The 20430-nt window shown below is 47.0% G+C and carries 19 protein-coding genes; 13 read left to right on the top strand and 6 right to left on the bottom strand.

The window, feature by feature from the left end; genetic code table 11:
* Positions 1-17: 17 nt before the first annotated feature.
* From Q1A40_RS10245 to Q1A40_RS10235, 3 genes are read right to left on the bottom strand one after another with little or no spacing between them, the layout of a single operon-like run.
* A complete protein-coding gene (locus tag Q1A40_RS10245; RefSeq protein WP_299999806.1) occupies positions 18-140 on the bottom strand; it encodes a DUF2474 domain-containing protein in 123 nt (40 codons plus the stop codon).
* On the bottom strand, positions 140-1153 hold the full coding sequence (cydB, locus tag Q1A40_RS10240) for a cytochrome d ubiquinol oxidase subunit II (protein WP_299999805.1): 1014 nt from the start codon (positions 1151-1153) through the stop codon (positions 140-142). The genes Q1A40_RS10245 and cydB overlap by 1 nt, the downstream gene beginning before the upstream one ends.
* Entirely contained in the window at positions 1153-2544 is a 1392-nt protein-coding gene (locus Q1A40_RS10235; protein WP_299999804.1) for a cytochrome ubiquinol oxidase subunit I, read from the bottom strand. Before Q1A40_RS10235 ends, cydB begins: the two co-directional genes overlap by 1 nt.
* A 149-nt stretch (positions 2545-2693) precedes the next feature.
* Here Q1A40_RS10235 and Q1A40_RS10230 point away from each other — a divergent pair, with 149 nt between their 5' ends.
* The 13 genes from Q1A40_RS10230 to yqfB all read left to right on the top strand — a co-directional run bounded on the left by Q1A40_RS10230 (position 2694) and on the right by yqfB (position 17897).
* Entirely contained in the window at positions 2694-4118 is a 1425-nt protein-coding gene (locus tag Q1A40_RS10230; RefSeq protein ID WP_299999803.1) for a PLP-dependent aminotransferase family protein, read from the top strand.
* Positions 4119-4980: 862 nt separating this feature from the next.
* Positions 4981-5211 carry a hypothetical protein gene (locus tag Q1A40_RS10225; RefSeq protein ID WP_299999801.1) on the top strand — a complete coding sequence of 77 codons (231 nt, stop codon included), beginning with the start codon at positions 4981-4983 and terminating at the stop codon, positions 5209-5211.
* Between the two features lie 99 nt (positions 5212-5310).
* On the top strand, positions 5311-5955 hold the full coding sequence (locus Q1A40_RS10220; RefSeq protein ID WP_299999799.1) for a YjbF family lipoprotein: 645 nt from the start codon (positions 5311-5313) through the stop codon (positions 5953-5955).
* Positions 5952-6701, top strand: a complete 750-nt coding sequence (locus tag Q1A40_RS10215) for a capsule biosynthesis GfcC family protein (RefSeq protein ID WP_299999797.1) — start codon at positions 5952-5954, stop codon at positions 6699-6701. Before Q1A40_RS10220 ends, Q1A40_RS10215 begins: the two co-directional genes overlap by 4 nt.
* On the top strand, positions 6698-8794 hold the full coding sequence (locus Q1A40_RS10210) for a YjbH domain-containing protein (protein ID WP_299999983.1): 2097 nt from the start codon (positions 6698-6700) through the stop codon (positions 8792-8794). Before Q1A40_RS10215 ends, Q1A40_RS10210 begins: the two co-directional genes overlap by 4 nt.
* 94 nt (positions 8795-8888) lie before the next feature.
* Positions 8889-10028, top strand: a complete 1140-nt coding sequence (locus tag Q1A40_RS10205) for a polysaccharide export protein (RefSeq protein ID WP_299999795.1) — start codon at positions 8889-8891, stop codon at positions 10026-10028.
* Positions 10016-10459 (top strand): protein tyrosine phosphatase, encoded by a 444-nt coding sequence (locus Q1A40_RS10200; RefSeq protein ID WP_299999793.1) that lies wholly within the window; start codon positions 10016-10018, stop codon positions 10457-10459. The genes Q1A40_RS10205 and Q1A40_RS10200 overlap by 13 nt, the downstream gene beginning before the upstream one ends.
* Before the next feature lie 25 nt (positions 10460-10484).
* Complete coding sequence (locus Q1A40_RS10195) at positions 10485-12668, top strand: polysaccharide biosynthesis tyrosine autokinase (protein ID WP_299999791.1); 2184 nt, start codon at positions 10485-10487, stop codon at positions 12666-12668.
* 296 nt (positions 12669-12964) lie between these two features.
* Entirely contained in the window at positions 12965-14080 is a 1116-nt protein-coding gene (locus Q1A40_RS10190) for an anhydro-N-acetylmuramic acid kinase (protein WP_299999789.1), read from the top strand.
* Positions 14081-14176: 96 nt separating this feature from the next.
* On the top strand, positions 14177-15508 hold the full coding sequence (locus tag Q1A40_RS10185) for an MFS transporter (protein ID WP_299999787.1): 1332 nt from the start codon (positions 14177-14179) through the stop codon (positions 15506-15508).
* A gap of 173 nt (positions 15509-15681) precedes the next feature.
* A complete protein-coding gene (locus Q1A40_RS10180) occupies positions 15682-15855 on the top strand; it encodes a GhoT/OrtT family toxin (RefSeq protein WP_299999785.1) in 174 nt (57 codons plus the stop codon).
* Between the two features lie 587 nt (positions 15856-16442).
* Entirely contained in the window at positions 16443-17102 is a 660-nt protein-coding gene (locus tag Q1A40_RS10175; protein ID WP_299999783.1) for an FCD domain-containing protein, read from the top strand.
* A 477-nt stretch (positions 17103-17579) separates the two neighbouring features.
* Positions 17580-17897, top strand: coding sequence for a N(4)-acetylcytidine aminohydrolase (gene yqfB / locus Q1A40_RS10170; RefSeq protein ID WP_299999781.1), 318 nt, complete (start codon positions 17580-17582; stop codon positions 17895-17897).
* Positions 17898-17967: 70 nt separating this feature from the next.
* Here the strand turns inward: yqfB and Q1A40_RS10165 are convergent, their stop codons facing one another.
* From Q1A40_RS10165 to ansP, 3 genes are all read right to left on the bottom strand, one after another.
* On the bottom strand, positions 17968-18192 hold the full coding sequence (locus Q1A40_RS10165) for a DUF465 domain-containing protein (protein ID WP_299999779.1): 225 nt from the start codon (positions 18190-18192) through the stop codon (positions 17968-17970).
* Between the two features lie 171 nt (positions 18193-18363).
* A complete protein-coding gene (locus tag Q1A40_RS10160) occupies positions 18364-18801 on the bottom strand; it encodes a GNAT family N-acetyltransferase (protein WP_299999778.1) in 438 nt (145 codons plus the stop codon).
* Positions 18802-18895: 94 nt separating this feature from the next.
* Entirely contained in the window at positions 18896-20338 is a 1443-nt protein-coding gene (gene ansP / locus Q1A40_RS10155) for an L-asparagine permease (protein WP_299999776.1), read from the bottom strand.
* Between the last annotated feature and the right edge of the window lie 92 nt (positions 20339-20430).

Genomic DNA, 20430 nt, shown 5'->3' with positions numbered 1-20430 from the left:
TAATTCTTATCCTCGTGTTAGCTGGTCAGCCCTGCGGTATTCATCAGCAGACGAAACAGACTACTGATAGCGGTCAGCGTTAGAACACTGGCAACCCATATGCCTGACATCCATAACACTCTTTTGACTGTCTTATTCATCAGTGATACCCCTCTCCATGACGGACTTTTCCACGGAAAACGTAGTAGCTCCAGAAGCTATACATCAGAATAAATGGCAGAATAAACAGCGCGCCGACCAGCATAAATCCTTGACTCTGTAAAGGCGCTGCCGCGTTCCACAGGCTGATATCAGGCGGAATAATATTAGGCCAGATACTGATACCCAGGCCACTGAATCCAAGAAACACCAGTCCCAGAGTGCAGATAAAAGGCAAGGCATGGGATGATTCAGGCCGGGTAACGGTACGCCAGAGCAATCCGCTGAATAACAGCACACAAATGGGTACTGGCAGTAAATAGTAGAGATTAGGCGTACTAAACCAACGTTCGGCTATCTGTGGATGTTCCAGCGGTGTCCGGATACTGATGATGGCGAAAATAACCAGCAGCGCCAGCAGTAGTCTTGATGTCAGCACTCGCATCTGCTGTTGCAGCGGGTCTTCACTTTTCATTACAAGCCATGTAGCGCCTAACAAGGCATAGGTGATAACCAGTCCCAACCCGCAGAACAGGTTAAAAGAAGTTAACCAGTCCAGTTGTCCGCCACTGAACTGACGTCCGGTCACCTTAAATCCCGAAACAACCGCACCAACGACGACACCCTGACAAAAGGTGGCCAGGATTGAGCCAGCCTGAAAAGCAATATCCCAGAAAGGACGGTGGGAGGGGGTTGCCTGAAAACGAAACTCAAAGGCAACTCCACGGAAAATCAGCCCTGCCAGCATTAAGCTGAGAGGCAGTGTCAGGGCATCAATAATAATGGCATAAGCTAAGGGAAAAGCACCAAAGAGGGCCGCGCCTCCCAGCACTAGCCAGGTTTCATTGCCGTCCCAGACGGGGGCAACACTGTTCACCATCACATCGCGGCTGGTTTTGTCACGAATAAATGGAAACAAGATCCCTATTCCTAAGTCAAATCCATCCATCACGATGTACATCAGGGTGGCAAAAACGATAATCACAAACCAAATAACCGATAAATCGATACCCATTAACGTAACTCCTCTTTCACCGGTGTGATGGTCTGGGACTGTGAAGACTCAGGCTCAGGCGAAAAATGATTGGAAGGGAGTGGACCCTTTTTAATTAACCGCACCATATAGCTGTAGCCGACACCAAATACCGATGTATAAACGATAAAAAACACCGTCAGACTGAGGGTCATTTGCAAATCGCTATGGGCAGAAACGGCATCTTTGGTGCGCATTAGATGATAAATTACCCAGGGTTGACGACCCACTTCCGTCGTCACCCAACCGGCGAGAATGGCTATCAGCCCGGAAGGCCCCATCCACAGGGTAAAACGCAGAAAGCGACGACTGGTATACATTCGACCCTGATACCGTAACCATAAACTGATAATGCCTAATAGCATCATCAACATGCCCAGTCCTGCCATAATACGGAATGACCAAAAAACAATCGCTGCCGGAGGGCGGTCTTCTTTGGCGAAAGATTTTAGTGCCGGAACTTGCTTATCAAGGCTGTGTGTCAGAATCAAACTCCCGAGGGCGGGAATGCCTACAGCATAACGGGTTCGTTCTTGCTCCATATCAGGCCAGCCAAACAGCAGGAGCGGGGTGGCTTCACCTGGTTTATTTTCCCAGTGTCCTTCAATAGCGGCAATTTTTGCTGGCTGGTATTTTAAGGTGTTTAAACCATGCAAGTCGCCAATCAAGGCTTGAATGGGGGTGACAATCACAGCCATCCAGAGCGCCATGGAGAACATGGTACGGATAGCCGGCGTATCCTGTCCCTTTAGTAAATGCCAGGCCGCGGAGGCGCCGACAAAAAAGGCGCTACTCAGAAAGGCGGCGACGGTCATATGCAGCAGGCGCCACGGGAAAGAAGGGTTAAAGATAACGGCCAGCCAGTCCTCAGGCACCACCTGACCATTCTGAATACTGAAACCTTGTGGTGTCTGCATCCAACTGTTAGAAGCGAGGATCCAGAAAGTGGACATTAAGGTGCCGAGAGCCACCATACAGGTCGCGAAAAAGTGTAGTCCCGGACCGACACGATTCCAGCCGAATAACATGACACCCAGAAAGCCTGCTTCTAGAAAAAACGCCGTCAGTACTTCGTAGGTCAGTAAAGGTCCGGTAATACTGCCAGCAAATTGCGAGAAGCCGCTCCAGTTTGTACCAAACTGATAAGCCATGACTAAACCAGAGACGACGCCCATACCAAAATTGACTGCAAAAATTTTCGACCAGAATTGATAGAGGGTGCGATAAATCGGGTTGTTAGTCTTGAGCCAGAGACCTTCAAGTACTGCAAGGTAACTGGCAAGCCCGATAGTGATCGCCGGGAAAATAATATGGAAGGAAACAGTGAAAGCGAACTGGATCCTTGCCAGATGAAACGCGTCTAAAGCAAACATACACACCTCTGGACCAAAAAAGACAGGGTCATAGTAATGTGATGCTTCAAGGTTTATCAGAAACAGAAATGTGATATTTATCTATAACAGTTTTTAAAAAAAAGGTTTTTTTGGTAGCCTGATATAGGTGACGAGTAGCGGGAGGATAAGTGAAAAAATATCAGCAACTGGCAGAGCAAATACTTGAACAGATAGCCTTGGATATCTGGAAACCGGGCGATCGCTTACCTTCCTTGCGTGAGCAGGTTCAGCACAGTGGTATGAGTTTTATGACGGTCAGCCATGCTTATCAGTTACTTGAAAGTCGTGGTGCTATCGTGGCAAGGCCGCAGTCCGGTTACTATGTTGCCCCCCGGCCTGTAGCGAGTAACAGAGTCACTGCCCAACAAGTAACCCGGGATGAGTCCGTTGATATTAATACCTATATCTTTGATGTGTTACAGGCCAGTTGTAATGCAGGGGTCGTGCCTTTTGGCTCAGCTTTTCCTGACCCAAGGCTTTTTCCTTTACAGCAGCTTAATCGGTCTTTGGTGGCAGTAAGTAAAACAGTCACCGCAATGAGTGTCATTGAAAATCTACCGCCGGGGAATGTCGCTCTGCGAAATGCGATAGCCCGACGCTATGCTCAGCAAGGTGTTCCGGTTTCACCGGATGAAATTGTTATCACGGCTGGTGCGCTTGAAGCATTAAATCTCAGCTTGCAAGTCGTCACAGAACCTGGCGACTGGGTCATTGTCGAGAATCCCTGTTTTTATGGAGCACTTCAGGCACTGGAGCGTTTGGGTCTGAAGGCATTGGCTATCGCGACCGATCCGCTAACCGGTATTGATCTTGACGCTCTGGAACTTGCGCTGGAGCAGAATGCGGTCAAAGCCTGCTGGCTGATGACGAATAGCCAGAATCCGCTTGGCGTGACTCTCAGCGCCAGTAAAAAACAAGCACTGGTCAGTTTGCTGGCACAGTATCATGTGACATTGATTGAAGATGATGTCTATTCAGAGCTGTATTACGGTCGCGAGCGCCCATTGCCGTTACGCGCTTTTGACGAGCAGGGTATCACCTTACATTGCTCTTCGTATTCAAAGTGCCTGGTTGCGGGTTTCCGTATTGGCTGGGTGGCCGCCGGTAAACATGCCCGGCGTATCCAACAGCTTCAACTAATGAGTACGCTATCAACCAGTTCTCCCATGCAGCTGGCCGTGGTTGATTTTCTGGCAACTCGCCGGTTTGATACCCATTTGCGTCGTTTACGCCGAATACTGGCTGAGCGTAAACAGCAAGCCTTGCTGGAACTTAGCAAACACTTTCCTGCTGAAGCCAAGGTTCATCATAGTGAAAGTGGTTATTTCCTGTGGATTGAACTGCCAAGAACGGTTGATACCCGATTACTGTATCAGCAGGCACTGGCACACAATATCAGTATTGCTCCGGGTAAAATGTTCAGTACGGGGAGTAACTGGGATCACTGTTTTCGACTGAATGCATCCTGGGAGTGGGGAGAGCGTGAACAACAGGCCGTGGTGACACTGTCACGTTTAATTGTACAGCAAATGACTCAACAGAGGCTGATGTGACAGCGTAGAAACAGGTACCGTCAGAGGCAAAGGCAAGCAATCAGAGACATCTCACTGTCAGACGATACACGTAACACTCAGAACGATGGTTAAAAATTGTATATTTACAGGTTATTTTTTATAACGACAAAATAATGTCATATTTAAGCCGAACGATTTTTCGGATAATTTATTTTAGCCTTGATATTTATATGTGGTTTCTTTATTCCGCGACTTATCTGTCCGCTGATCGCTGCTGTATTTTATCCCTATCTTATATGTATATCTTTTGCAAGACATTCAGATATCGAATAATTAACTTTTTTTGACGCTGTACACCTGCCTGACCCTTTGCCCCGAGCGCCTGCTCAGGGGCGGCATACTGAGCGATTCAGGCTTCGTCCTGACTCTTTTGATAACAGTGACGCAGCAAAAACGACATGCATAGCAGGCTATCTATTAAAAAATAACCTGAAACAGGTTGATTTATCTGAAACAAAATCAGGCAGCGCAAAGATTGCGCGCTTTTTAGGACTAATACTATTGCTGTGATTTTGGGGATGTTGTTTTTAAGTCGAATTTCCACGAATTGTCAATTTTTGTTGTTTTTTGATATATATAGATCTATATTCTTTGAAAAATTTATTTACCTTTCTTCTCGAGACACGCCCGATTTTCGGTTAATCTCATTAGTCAGGGAATATTCTGAGATTTGTGTACAAGTATCGCTAAAAGAGCCAAAAGTGTGTTCAGTCCGATGTCTGTTACAGGCCTACATTTTTTGTTTATGTATATGATGGACACAAATTAATTGGGGTGTAACCCAATGTTCTGACCTGAACCTCAGGTTCTCTTTGTTTAAATCACTGAATAAGGAATGTATATGAAAAAAGCAATTTATGCTGTTCTGACTGCAGCTGCTCTGGCAACCTCTCCAGTCGCTATGTCTGCTACCTCAGCTGGTGGTGCTGCTGGCGCTGCTGGTGCCGGTGCTGCTGCTGGTACTACAGCAGCGATCGCAGTAGGTGTTGCAGCCGCTGTAGCGGTAGGCGTTGCTGTTGCAGTAAGCAACGATGACAACACCACCATCAATACCACAACAGCGACCAATTAATCTGAACGGCCTCACGAATTTCGTTGGGTCGAAGGAATTAGCTGTTCTGACCCGGAGGTCTGTTACTCCGGGTATATTGTCTTAATAAGGGAATATCCGGTGCGTCTATTTGCCTTACCTTTCTTCGCGTTACTTGCAGGATGTACCCCCAGTCAGCAAGGGGTAGTGGATACGTTCAGTGCAATCTGGGAAGCGAAAGACGTCACAATGACTGACGAGGCAATACAGTCACTGCCGTACGCCAGCACATATTTCAGTATTGATAATGAACCACGTGTCTTTCTTGTTCTGGGCTATATAGAGCAAGGCAGTCTCAAGTGGTTATCCCGGGATGGTTCCATTATCGTGACCCGCAATGGACGACTGGTCAAAACCGCTAACCTCCATAGCCGTAACCTGCTAGAAGTAATATCCGTCACGCCCGATCCTTTGCTTGAGGCCCAGAGCCTCGCGAATGGTCAGACATGGTCGCGTACTATCCGCTGGAAAGAAGGGGAACAGCTGCGTTCCGCCGCCTTAACCTCTCGCTTCACCCGCGCTGAAAAAGATGAAGTATTGACCATTGCCGGGGAAGCCGTACCTTGCCAGGTCTGGTATGAAGAGGTGCAATCAAATGTGCCTGACAGCCGGTGGCAAAATATTTTTTGGGTAGATACCCGTAATGGTCAGGTGCGTCAGAGTCATCAGATGCTCGGTGCCGGAACCTATCCTGTTGCAATGACTATATTGAAACCCACGCTATGAATAAATTCACCCGACTTATTCTGGGTAGTACGCTCACGATGCTAAGTGCTTGTACCTTGGCAGCCGGTACAGTGGTTCTGGATAATCAACATTCGACCCAGCAATGGCGACTTGAAAATATGTCGACGTTGTTACAAGTCGTCACCGACCCGGGATTGCCGCAAGATATTTGGTGGCCGGGGGCGGTTATTACTCTTGAGCCAGCTGGGCACAAAGTAGAGCAGGACAAAAAAAATATTCTCGCTCGTCTGGCCGCATGCCAGACGGATGCCTCACCGAAACAGGCTGCGATGCTGCAGTCTGTTATCGACCAGATTCAGAAGATCAACGCTGTTGACAGACTGTTCACCCCTCTTGATCCTGAGACTATTCGCACGACCCTGACAGGAGGAGATGTTTCCTTGCAGGGTGAATATAAACTCTATACGGGTAAGCGTCCTACTACTTTAATGATTATGGGGGCTGTCAGCCATCCCGGTCCGGTGATGTGGCAACCCGCAACCCCGATCAGTGATTATCTGGATAAACAACAACGTTTGTCCGGAGCGGACAGAAGCACCGTTACATTGATTCACCCTGACGGACAGACGACGACGGTCCCTGTTGCTTACTGGAATAACCTGAACCAGGAAGCCAGCCCGGGCAGTATTGTGTGGGTCGGTTTCACGCCTTGTGCAACAGATGCTGCAGGCAAGTCATTACAAGATGATATTATTTCATTGCTAACTCGTCGGGTTCCTGAATAATGAAAAAAGTCCATGTACTCAGTTTCCTGGCGCTGGCAGTATCAAGCGCATGTTATGCCGAGGGAAAAACCTATCCTGAACCGATGTTATATTCCCAGAGTGATTTTGGTGGTACAGGATTGATGCAGCTCCCGACTGCGCGTATCGCGCCGCAAGGAGAATTCAGCGTCAACTATCGGGATAACGATCAATATCGCTTTTATTCTACCTCTGTCGCTTTATTCCCATGGCTGGAAGGCACCATTCGCTATGCGGATGTGCGTACCCGCCTTTACAGCAGTAATCCCGCTTTCAGTGGTAACCAAAGCTACAAAGATAAATCTTTTGACTTTAAAGTGCGTTTACTGGAAGAAAGCTACTATATTCCTGCTGTGGCATTTGGGAAACGCGATATCTCAGGTACTGGCCTGTTTGATGGTGAGTATATTGTCGGTAGCAAACGTTTTGGTCCGGTCGATTTCACTCTGGGCGTTGGCTGGGGTTATATCGGTAACAGCGGTAATATCAGCAACCCTTTTTGCCGGGCATCGGACAAGTACTGTACCCGCAGTGACTTAGTGGATGCAGGTGAAATCAGTTTTGACGGCATGTTTAAAGGTCCCGCGTCCGTGGTGGGCGGTATTGAATACCAGACGCCCTGGCAGCCGCTAAGTTTGAAACTGGAATATGACGGCAACGACTATAAGGACGATTTTTCTAAAAATATTCGCCAGTTTACCCACTATAACTTTGGCGCAGTATATCGTGTTGCCGACTGGGCATATGTTAATCTCAGTTATGAACGCGGTGATACTTTGATGTTTGGTTTTACCCTGCATAATAACCTGAATACTCTGCGTCCTGCTTATCGCGATGCGCCGAAGGTGGCTTATGATCCGGAAGTGACCGAGGGTGTGCCTTCTTATACCGTAGTTGCCAGCCAGCTGACTAATCTCAAATATAATGCAGGCTTTGATGACCCGGAAATTAAGTACCACGGCAACACCGTCTATATGTCCGGTGAGCAGAAACGCTATCGCGATCCTCGCGAAGCGGTTGATCGCGCTAATCGTATTCTGGTGAATCAGTTGCCTGCGGGCACCGAGACCATCAGCGTGACCCAGACCAACATGCATCTGCCGATGGTGACCACAGAAACCAACGTTGCAAGCCTGAAAAAAGAGCTTGCAGGATATCCGCTGGGTCATGAAGGAAAACTGCTTCAGAAACGTGTTGAACCCAAGGATCCAATACCTGACTCTCAGGGCTATCGTATTAAACCGTCTCGTTTTAGTTATGCATTTGAGCCTAAGTTAATTCAGTCACTCGGCGGACCGGAAGGCTTCTATATGTACCAGATTGGTCTGTTACCGAGCGCTAATTACTGGCTAACGGATAACTGGCTGGTCGACAGTGGGGTGTTTATTAACATCCACAATAACTACAACAAGTTTAACTCGTCATTGCTGCCTAAAGACTCGACCCTGCCACGAGTTCGTACTCATATTCGTGACTATGTCCGCAATGATGTCTTTATCAATAACCTGCAAACTAACTATGTGGCCGATCTGGGGAACGGATTCTATGGCCAGGCGTATGGCGGTTATTTGGAAATGATGTATGGCGGAGTCGGGGCCGAAGTGCTCTATCGTCCGCTTGACAGTCAATGGGCCATCGGAATCGATGCCAACTACGTCAAACAGCGTGACTGGAATGATATGATGCGTTTCGCTGACTATAACGTCGGCACCGGTTTTATCACCACCTACTGGAACCCACCGCAAATGAATGGCGTGCTGCTGAAAGTAGCGGTCGGTCAGTATCTGGCGGGGGATAAAGGTGTCACCATTGAGATGGCTAAACGCTTTGACAGCGGCGTTAAAGTCGGTATATGGGGGGCAAAATCGAATGTCTCGAAAGCCGATTACGGTGAAGGCGGGTTCAGTAAAGGTTTCTATGTCTCAATTCCATTTGACTTGATGACAGTTTCTCCGAATCCAAACCATGCGCTGATCTCCTGGACTCCATTGACGCGTGATGGCGGACAGACGCTGAGTAGAAAGTACCAACTGTATAATATGACGTCAGAACGTGAAATACCTTTGGGTCAGTGAGTGACGCAGTAATGACCCCTAAGTGGTGAGTGACAGACCTCATTCAAACGCCTGTTAAGGCATCAGTACTTTGATTAAAAGACGATGATAGCAAATGAAAAAGCGCATTTTAAAATTATCAGTTCTGGCTCTGACGTTAACAGCATTGAGTGGCTGTACGATAATACCAGGACAATCATTAAGCACCCGTGGTAAAGATGTCATCGAGTTACCGGATAATAATTATGATTTGGATAAACTGGTCAATGTCTATCCGGTGACGCCGGGTCTGATTGATAAGCTACGTCCTGGCAATATCGCTGCCCGGTCGAATCCAGAACTTGATGCGCAATTGCAAAATTATGAATACCGTATTGGCGTCGGTGATGTTCTGATGGTGACCGTATGGGATCACCCGGAATTAACCACGCCAGCAGGGCAGTACCGTAGTGCAAGTGATACAGGTAACTGGGTTAATGCGGACGGCACTATCTTCTATCCTTATGTCGGTAAATTACAGGTCGTTGGAAAAACTCTGGCGGAAGTGCGTAATGAACTGACCCGACGCTTGGATGCGGTGATTGAAAGCCCGCAAGTTGATGTCACGATTGCAGCTTTCCGTTCGCAAAAAGCCTATGTGACGGGTGAGGTGGCTAAATCCGGCCAACAGCCGATCACCAATATTCCGTTAACCATTATGGATGCTATCAATGCTGCTGGCGGACTGAGTAGCGATGCTGACTGGCGTAATGTGGTATTAACTCATAACGGGAAAGACTCAAGCGTTTCGCTCTATGCCTTAATGCAGCGCGGTGACTTGATGCAGAACAAGCTGCTGAGTCCGGGGGATATTCTGTTTGTTCCGCGCAATGATGACTTGAAAGTCTTTGTTATGGGTGAAGTAGGCAAACAAAGTACCCTCAAAATGGATCGCAGCGGTATGACGCTGGCTGAAGCTATTGGTAATGCTGATGGTATGAAGCAAGATGTCTCTGATGCCACCGGTATCTTTGTTATTCGTTCGGTGAAAGACCGTGCTGCGGGTAAAATTGCCAATATTTACCAGTTAAATGCGAAAGATGCCTCCGCAATGGTAATGGGGACTGAATTCCAGCTCGAACCTTACGATATTGTCTATATCACAGCCGCACCACTGGCTCGCTGGAATCGTGTTATTTCTCAGTTGGTTCCAACCATTACCGGTGTGCGTGACCTGACTGAAACCGTGAGATATATCAAAAGATGGCCAAACTAATGTTCCAGTCCGTTCTCGTGGTTTGTACTGGTAATATTTGCCGTTCTCCGGTGGGAGAGCGGTTATTACGTAAATTATTACCGGATATGAAAGTTGACTCAGCGGGAACCTATGGCCTTACTGACCATCCTGCCGATGCTGTTGCGGCGGAGGTTGCAGCAAACCATGGACTTTCGCTTGAAGGGCATCATGGACGCAAGTTAACGTCTGCCATTGCACGTAGCTATGACCTTATTCTGGTGATGGAAGCTTCACATCTTGAAGAAGTGACTAAAATTGCCCCGGAAGCGAGGGGAAAAGTGATGCTTTACGGACAATGGCTGGGCAAAAAAGAAATTCCGGATCCTTATAAGAAGAGCCAGGATGCTCATGAGCATGTTTATGGCCTACTTGATGACGCTTCACAGGAATGGGCGCGGCGGCTCAGTTAACTAAACGAGATATTCAAGTTTTATTATGACGACAAAAAATACGCAAAAGCAAAATACCCCTTCAACCGAAAATGAGTTGGATTTGGGCCGCTTGCTCGGTGATCTTATCGATCATCGTAAACTCATCATCGGTGTGACGCTGTTGTCTACTGCCTGTGCTTTGGTGTATGCCTTATTTGCTACACCGGTTTATCAGGCTGATACCTTAGTCCAGGTGGAACAGAAAAAAGGCAATGCGATTTTAAGCAGTCTGAGTCAGATGATCCCTGATTCTTCACCGGAATCTGCGCCTGAGCTGCAGCTATTACAGTCGCGAATGATTCTGGGTAAAACCGTCAACGACCTGAATTTACGTACCGTGGTCTCTGAGAAATTTTTCCCGATTTTTGGTGAGGGCTGGGCGCGTCTGTCTGGCCAGCCAGAACAGACTCTGGATGTGAACTGGCTGAATTTATCGCTTGGTCGCGACAGTTCAAAAAGCGTGCTGGTCACTGTCGGTGAGAACGGGAAGTATCAAGTCTCTCTGGATGATGATATTACCCTGCAAGGTACAGTGGGTGAATTGCTGAATGACAATGGTATTGATATCAAAATCAGCAGTATTGATGCGAAGCCGGGTACTGAATTCGTCGTGACGCAATATTCTGAGCTGGCGGCTATCAATAATCTTCAGCAGAATTTTACTGTCAGTGAGAAGAGCAAAGACAGTGGCATGTTGGGTCTGACTATGTCCGGAGAGGATCCGATACTGATTGAGAAGATCCTCAACAACATCAGCGATAATTATCTGCAACAGAATATTGCACGTCAGGCAGCTCAGGATTCGAAAAGTCTTGAGTTTTTGCAGAAAAAAATGCCTGAAGTCCGCAATGAGCTGGATGAAGCGGAAGATAAGCTGAACGCTTATCGTAAGCAGAGCGACTCCGTTGACCTTAACCTTGAAGCCAAATCAGTGCTGGAACAGGTGGTCAATGTTGATAACCAAATTAATGGCTTGACGTTCCGCGAAGCTGAAATTTCACAGCTGTATAAAAAAGATCACCCGACTTATAAAGCATTGATGGAAAAACGTCAGACACTGGAGCAAGAAAAAGCCCGTCTGAATAAACGTGTATCTGGCATGCCTGCGACTCAGCAAGAAGTACTACGTCTGAGCCGCGATGTTGAGTCTGGTCGGGCGGTATACAGCCAGTTGCTTAATCGCCAGCAGGAATTGAGTATTGCTCAGTCAAGTGCTATCGGTAACGTACGTATCATCGACCCGGCATTAACTCAGCCGAAGCCGATCAAACCGAAAAAACCGCTTATTGTTATCCTTGGTTTCTTCCTGGGTCTGTTTGCTTCAGCGGGTATTGTGCTGGCAAGTTCGGTATTACGCCGCGGCATCGAAACACCAGAACAGCTGGAAGAGCAGGGCATTAACGTTTATGCCACCGTGCCGACTTCTGAATGGTTACTGAAGCGCACGCGTTTGCGCAGTAAAAATTTCTTCTCTAATCGCGTTCGTCATAAGACTAAAAACGTTCCTTTCCTGGCACTGGACAACCCGATTGATCTGTCGATAGAGGCGATTCGTGGTCTGCGTACCAGCCTCCATTTCGCCATGATGGAAGCATCCAATAACGTGCTGATGATCTCTGGGGCAACACCGGACAGCGGAAAAACTTTTATCAGTAGTTCACTGGCTGCGATTATTTCTCAGCCCGGACAAAAAGTGCTGTTTATTGATGCGGATATGCGTCGCGGCTATATCCATGAACTGTTCCAGATGAGTAACGATAAAGGCCTGTCTGATATTCTTTCTGGAAAAACCAGCGCCAGTGATGCTGTGCAGACGTTCCATAAGGCGGGCTTTGATGTCATTACTCGCGGCATGGCACCACCTAACCCGTCAGAGCTGCTGATGCATGAGCGCTTTAAACAACTGCTGACTTGGGCCAGTGAAAATTACGATATGGTTATTATCGATACCCCACCAATTCTGGCGGTGACCGATGCTGCTATTATTGGTCGTTCTGTTGGCACAAGCCTGGTGGTTGCACGCTTTGAAATGAACAGCGTGAAAGAAATTATGGTTTGTGTACAACGTCTGGAACAGGCGGGTGTTACGGTGAAAGGGGCTATCCTCAACGGCGTAATGAAACGTGCAAGTAGTCAGTATGGTTATGGCTACCATCACTACGGTTACGATTATACGGATAAGGCATAACCGCAGCAGTATTTTTATAGACTAAACAGAATAATACCCGCCCGGAAATTTAGTCCAGGCGGGTATTTTTTTACCCTTCGCTGACCCCGATTCGTCTTCTGCCACATTCCCCGTTCTGGCGTTAAAATATTTCTCCCGATAAAAGGCGTCGTCAGTATGACTCTAACATAACGATGAAGTGTGACCACTCTCTCATCCTGACGGTAATACAATATTCCTTATTAAATGATTATGGGAATAATTTATTTTGTTTGCTATTGTAAAAATTAACGGTGTTCAGATCTTAAGGAGCTAGCGTGGGAAAAGAACTTTATCTGGGTATTATGTCCGGCACCAGCCTGGATGGTGTTGATACAGTTATTATGGATTTTTCAGAGACCAGCCCACAGATGGTAGCCTGTGGTTTTACCGCTATGCCAGATGAGTTACGAAAATCATTGGCGGCGCTATGTCTGCGAGGCGAAGCGACCTTACTGGAACTGGGAGAGCTGGACAATCGCCTTGGACATCTCTATGCGCAAAGTGCACAAGATCTGTTGCGGTCTTCGGGCATCAGCGCAACGGATATTCGTGCTATAGGCTGTCATGGTCAGACCGTATGGCATTCACCGCAGGGTAAATATCCCTTCACGATGCAGATTGGTGATGCCAATGTGATTGCATCCTTGACCGGTATTACTACTGTCGCGGATTTCCGCCGTAAAGATATGGCCTATGGCGGGCAAGGAGCCCCATTAGTCCCTGCGTTCCATCAGGCCTTATTTTCTGACCCACAGCAATTAACTGTAGTGCTGAATATGGGCGGGATCAGCAACATCTCAATACTGCAGACCGGAGAGCCCACCCGCGGATATGACACCGGGCCGGGAAATGTGTTATTGGATGCATGGATCGAACGTCATCTTGGGCACTCTTATGATAAAGATGCTCATTGGGCGCAACAAGGTCATGTCAATACCCCGCTATTAAAGCATTTGCTTGCCGAACCTTTCCTGGCACAACCCGCACCAAAAAGCACCGGACGCGAGTTATTTAGTCTGGCATGGTTGCTTGCTAAACTCGAAGCATTTCCGCATGTTGCCCCTCCGGATGTCCAGGCGACGCTGGTCGAATTCACGGCAATAACAATTCGTGATGAACTGTTAAAACTGCCTGAAACCCGGCAATCCAAAGTGCTATTGGCCTGCGGTGGTGGTGCAAAAAATCCGCTACTGATGGCACGCTTGCAGGCGATGCTGCCAGACTGGACGCTGGGAACGACCACGGCATCCGGGCTGGATATTGACTATGTTGAAGCGGCCGCCTTTGCCTGGCTTGCGCATCAGCGTATCCATAATCTGCCGGGTAATGTTCCGGCTGTCACCGGGGCCACAAAAGCGGTATCGCTCGGTGTCATTTATCCTGCTGACTAAATCATTCCGAATACCACCCGGGGGAACGCATTTGCCGTGAGCCCGGGTGATAGCCAGATTGGCTTACTCATCGGCTTTTCATAAGAGTGCTTCTTAATGCAAACTTCCCAACATGCTGTCGTAGCACAGAAACGTGCGCTTATCGCAGGTTCTGTAGGTAATTTTATTGAGTGGTATGAATTTGCTGTCTATGGATTTCTTGCCACAATCATCGCTCAGAATTTTTTTCGGCTTGAAGGTGAAGCTGAACTGACAGCACTGATTCTGACCTATGCCTCCTTCGCTATTGCTTTCTTCTTCCGGCCACTTGGTGCCATTATTTTTGGGCGTATGGGCGACAGGATTGGGCGTAAACCTACGCTACTGTTTGTCCTCATTATGATGACACTGGCTACCGTTGCTCTGGGCCTGGTTCCGACGTATGCCAGTATAGGTATTGCAGCACCGCTAATTGTGACCGGACTCCGTATCCTTCAGGGGCTGTTTGCCGGAGGAGAGTATGGTGGTGCAGTCTCATTGATGACTGAGTTTGCCCCGCGTGGTAAACGTGGGCTGTTTGGTGCCTGGCAATCATTTACTGTTGCTCTTGGATTACTGGCAGGTGCGGGCATTGTTGCCTTGCTCTCTGTCTTGTTAAGTCATGAAGAGATGCTCGCCTGGGGCTGGAGAATTCCATTTTTTGTCGCATTACCTATGGGGATTGTCGCTTTATGGTTACGCTTCCATATGGAAGAAACCCCAAGCTTTATCAAGCAAAAACAAGAACAACAGACGCAGCCTGTGGATAAAATAAAAGCGAGTCTGAGCACCACGCTGAAGACGATATTGATGGGTATTGGCCGGGTGATGGTGTGGTCTGCAGCAGGGTATACATATTTAGTTATTATGCCAACCTACTTGCAGTCTTCGCTTCATACCGGCTTTAATCAGGCATTATTAATTGCCGTTATTTCCAATATCGGTTTTGCTCTGACCATTATTCCTGCCGGCATATTAAGCGACAGAATAGGGCGTCGAACTGTGATGGTGACGGCGGCTGTCTTATTATTCATTCTTGCTTTACCGCTATTGCACTTGCTTCAGGACAGTAGCTCAACATTATTGACAAAAGCGATTGTGGTACTCATCGCTGGAGGACTGGTCGGATTGCTTGCTGGGCCTGGGCCTGCGATGTTATCTGAAATGTTTCCAACCCATGTACGATACACAGGGCTGGGACTGGCATATTCATTATCGAATGCCATTTTCTCTGGCTGTGCGGGTTTAATCATTACGGGTTTAATCAAAGAAACCGGAAACCTGGATATTCCAGCCTGGTATGTAATGGCGACCGCCGTAGTGAGTATTTTTGCACTACTGACACTCAATAAAGATGACCATTTACGTACTCTTGATGAGACGCATCCGACTGAAACGCCGGTAAAATAGCGCCATAGTATCTGATATCTTTACGGGCAGGGCTTGCTTTGACAGCCCTGCTCAGGAGGTGTGTTTATCAAGAGGAGTCCTGGTTGAATTTATGGTGGTAGTGCGACAAACCTTGATCTGAACGTAAAAAAGGTGCATATTCCACCCGTTTTTGTCAAATGTGTTTCTTTCTCATGACTCTTTATCAACAAATGTTGGTTTTTTACGCTATTATGGCGTTAGTTTGCGCAATAATTACGTGGTTTCTGGCGCGTGATACCTGGCGGATAAAACTTCTGTGTTCCGTTCTGGTAGGGGCAACCTGGCCGATAAGCTTTCCCGTCGCGCTCCTTTTCTCCCTGTTCTGAGTTCTGTGATAGCCAAAGATAAGTGACCGTTTTTTGATGACTGACAAAATGGCAAGGCTATCACTTTTTATATTTATACCTCTCATTCTTCAAGTTGCCTGTACGCTGGCTGCTTTCGTTTATCGAATTATTTACCCTCGTTAAGTTCATCGGTATTCTTTCACTTGCTCCTGCTTCGGGAACAACGCTTTGTCATGCTTTTATTCTTAATCCCGATGACGATTATATATAATGCTTGCTATATAATTTTAAATTAATCTGAAGCGATATTTTTTATCCAGGGGGGGTATTGTTATTTTCATGCGCTACCGAGGCGGAATTCTACATATAAATTCGTTTTATGATAGTTAATGAATTGAGTATGTGTATTCAGTTGGGGTGAGATTGTGCGCGAAATGCCAGTTTATAATCAAATAATATTATTAAGTTAACCTTCTGCTTTACGATTCACATATGAAATATATAGAATCTGGCTTGTCTGATTACAGATGTCACTGGCAGAAATATACAGTGTATCTCGTAACGGCGTTGATGGCAGGGAAATAAGAGAACTGAAAATACAGATGGTTTTTCTATAGGGAAGAAATATGTTTGACTTAGATAAAGCGCAGCGATTGAGTCTTACCGTGCAGGTTGAGTCACGGTTAAAAAGTGCTCTTATTTTAGGTATGCTAAAACCAGGAGCCCGTTTAGTGACAAAGGAAATTGCCCAGCAACTGGGTACGAGTATTACACCGGTCCGTGAAGCACTGTTAAGACTGGTCGCATCGAGTGCTTTAGATGTCACCCCCGCTCAGGCCTTCCTTGTGCCGGCAATCTCAGAATGCCATTACCAGGAGATATCGACTATCCGTAAAAGCCTGGAAGGTATGGCAGTACAAAAAGTAACACGAGAAATAAATAAATCCGGTTTGATGCGTTTAAATCAGCTCCGGGAGAGTTTTCTCAATGCCAGAAAAGTTAGCGTAGAGGCAGTGTTAAAGGCAAAACGTGATTTTTATTTTCAATTATTTAATTATGCTGAAATGCCAACGTTAATGGAATTAATTGAGCAACTATGGGTTAGAATTGGACCCAGTTTTAATTATCTCTATCCTCGCTTTGATGAAGTGTCGGGTATGACACATAATTATGATACTTTAATCGAAGCATTGACTGACAGAGATGAAGCCGGAAGTGTCGCTGCTATTCATAAAGGTATTATGGATGATTTTGATATTTTACTGCGTCAATATCGAGGGCAGTAAATAGTCATTGATGCTATTTTTAAATGGCCTGGCTGACTCTCTGTATTTGGTGAAAGTGCGTAAGGCCATTTGTCTTCTGTTATACACAAAATAATTCGGGTTATTCGGGTTATTTGCAGGCACAAAATGAGGTACGTCGACGAGCATAGATAAACTATGTGATTCGGCGCGCCTCAGGCATGCAACACCCAGGTAACTTGAAGTATGACAGGTATATACAGAATGATGCCCGGCTAACCCATTTACGCGGGACAGAGCAGATTGTGGCTGCGATTTTTGCCACGCGGTGAGTTGCTTTGTCTGTTTTTAGTCTGTTATTTCGGTTTTTTTATGCGCGGACAGAAATTTCAGTTGCATAATATTATACTAAGCGCTTTTTCATTAAACGGACGATTTTATCTGGGATACCGGAAAAGTAATCCCTGAGCTAACCGACCGATAAGATTTACCACTGCCATTTTTGATACAGGATGCCCTATGGCTAATGACATAACTTTTTTCCGTCGTTTTCAGGATGACATTATCAGTGGCCGTAAGACGATAACGCTACGAGATGCCAGCGAGTCTCACTTTTTTGCAGGCCAGTTTTTACGTACCGGGTGCTACGAAGATGACAGCTACTTTTGTACCATCAAAGTCATCAGCGTGACAGCGGTGCGGTTGAGTGAGTTAAATGAGCAGCATGCCCGACAAGAAAATATGACGCTGTCACAGTTGAAAGACGTTATCCGTGAAATATATCCGGGGGAAGAGTCACTCTGGGAGATTGCTTTCAGTGTCGTCAAGGTAGCGTAAACATCTTGCTGTAACAGCAACAAAAAAGGAAGAGCGAGCTCTTCCTTGATCTGACAACAAAAGGCCGCCGCTAAGCGGTTTGCTGACTGGCGTGTTTTAGCATTTGGTACAGTTCATCTTTCAAACGCAGCTTTTCCTTTTTGAGCAGGGCGACTTTAAGGTCATATCCTGTCCCTTTCGGACCTTCTCTGCGGAGTATTTCGCCGTCAAGGCGATGGTGTTTATCAAACAGACTGAGAAAACGAGGGTTGACGCTTTTCAGATGAGTAATCAATTCACGGTACTCAGGAAACATAGGGCCTCCTTGGTGAGTTTATTGAAAGAGGATGTCAGGACATTCAAAACCTGACCTGAAAAGTTTACCTGTTGCTGAGTAATATGGCTAAAAAACTGTCATTTATTTTGTCACTGATGGTAACAAAATATTCATAAAGCCAGTATTAATAGAGTCATACTGGCAAAAATATCAGGAACGCTTTTTCTGATAGCGTTTGTCCGTACCAGGTAGCTGCTCCACCACTTCCCAGCCACGGTGCTGATAAAACATGGCCGCGCGGCTCAGGCTATCGGTCTCAAGCCAGATTTGAGCATGTTGCTGAAAGAGTGCGGCTTCAGCATGATTCATTAGTTGTCCTCCGAGCCCCTGGCCTTCATATTCAGGCAGAACAAACAGCGCAAAAATTGATCCTTCGTCATGGTCCGCGATGGCAAAACCTGCGGTTATTTCATTTATTTCAGCCATCCAGATGCAATCAGGTACCGCCAGCATCTCCAGAATAACCTCGGGTGTTATTCCCATCTCTGTCAGTTGTTCTAATGAGAGCAGGTTTTCTTTTACCGCAGTACGGATAGCAAAAATAGTGGTGATATCACCGGGGCGGGCAGGGCGTACTACAATCTTCACTGTCAGCATTCTCGGGTTCAACAAAGGTACTGACATTGTAACAGGTTAATGATTAAAGTGTGCCCGATAACAGGGCACACTTTAGAGGATGAGATTAAGACTCAGGATTATCTTGTGCAAGCTGGTGTACGCGTTTACGCACACCAAACCAGCCAATAATCAGTAAGACTGCAATCACCGGAATGGAGGCGATGGTAAAAGTACCGTTTGGATAGTCCAGTGCCATCAGAATCAGAACACTGAGTAAGAACAGCAGGGTTAGCCAGGAAGTAAAAGGTGCTCCGGGCAGTTTAAAACTGACTTCATCTGCCTTCCCTTCGGCGATGGCTTTGCGCAGACGCAACTGGCAGATGATGATAAAGGCCCAGGAGGTGATAATACCCAATGATGCGACATTGAGGACCAGCTCAAATACCTGAGTAGGAACCAGATAATTGAGGAATACGCCGAGCAAGTAGACCGCACTGGTCGCAAGGATACCCGCATAAGGGACCTGACTCTTGCTCATTTTTGACATGAATTGTGGCGCCGACCCTCCCATTGACATGGAGCGCAGTATCCTGCCTGTGGCATACAGACCTGAGTTCAGACTGGACAGCGCAGCCGTTAACACAACGATATTCATGATATCCCCCATATAAGGGACACCCAGCTTACTAAAGAAGGTTACAAAAGGACTTTGGTTTGCCTGATAGGCACTCCAGGGCAGCAACAGCACTAGCAGTAAGACCGATCCGACATAGAACAAACCAATTCGCCAGATAACGCTATTAATCGCCTTTGGTACCATGGTTTTGGGATCTTTACACTCTCCGGCCGCGGTGCCAACCAATTCTATTGAGGCGAAGGCAAACACGACACCTTGTACCAGAATTAACGCGGGTAACAGGCCATGAGGGAACATACCGCCATTATCAGTTATCAGATGAAACCCTGTACTATGACCATCCAGAGGTTTGCCGCTCCCGAGGACGAGAGTCCCCACGACTAAGAAGCTGACGATAGCCAGAACTTTGATGAGGGCAAACCAAAACTCCATCTCTGCGAACCATTTCACACCAATCATATTCATGGTGGCAACAATAGCCAGGGCGCCAAGCGCAAACACCCACTGAGGAATGTCACCAAAGCTATTCCAGTACTGCATATAGAGCGCAACCGCGGTGATATCCACAATGCCGGTCATTGCCCAATTAATAAAGTACATCCAGCCGCATACATAGGCTGCTTTTTCGCCGATGAATTCGCGCGTATAGGAAACGAAACTGCCGCTGGAAGGGCGATGCAATACCAGTTCACCTAATGCCCGTAAAATAAAAAACGAAAATAATCCGCAGACTAAATAGACCAGTGCCAGCGCAGGGCCTGCTGCCTGTAATCTGCCACCGGCGCCAAGAAACAATCCGGTACCGATTGCGCCACCGATTGCTATCATTTGCACTTGACGGTTACCAATAGCTTTATGGTAACCGGCATCTTGCGCATTAAGCCAGTGACGTTTTGCGGCTCGCTTCTCCGCTTCTGTTTTTAAACTCATGGGACTCCCGTCTACCTGATAGCATAGAAAATGGCCTTCCTCTCAATACGTTTTGTCTTATCGCAGCGTCTGTAAAAAGAAGGCTGAGGATA

The sequence above is a fragment of the uncultured Cedecea sp. genome (genome assembly GCF_947498825.1).
Taxonomy (GTDB): Bacteria; Pseudomonadota; Gammaproteobacteria; order Enterobacterales; family Enterobacteriaceae; genus JGM124.
The sequence above is the reverse complement of the archived record's forward strand: the minus strand, read 5'-3'. Positions and strand labels throughout refer to the sequence as shown.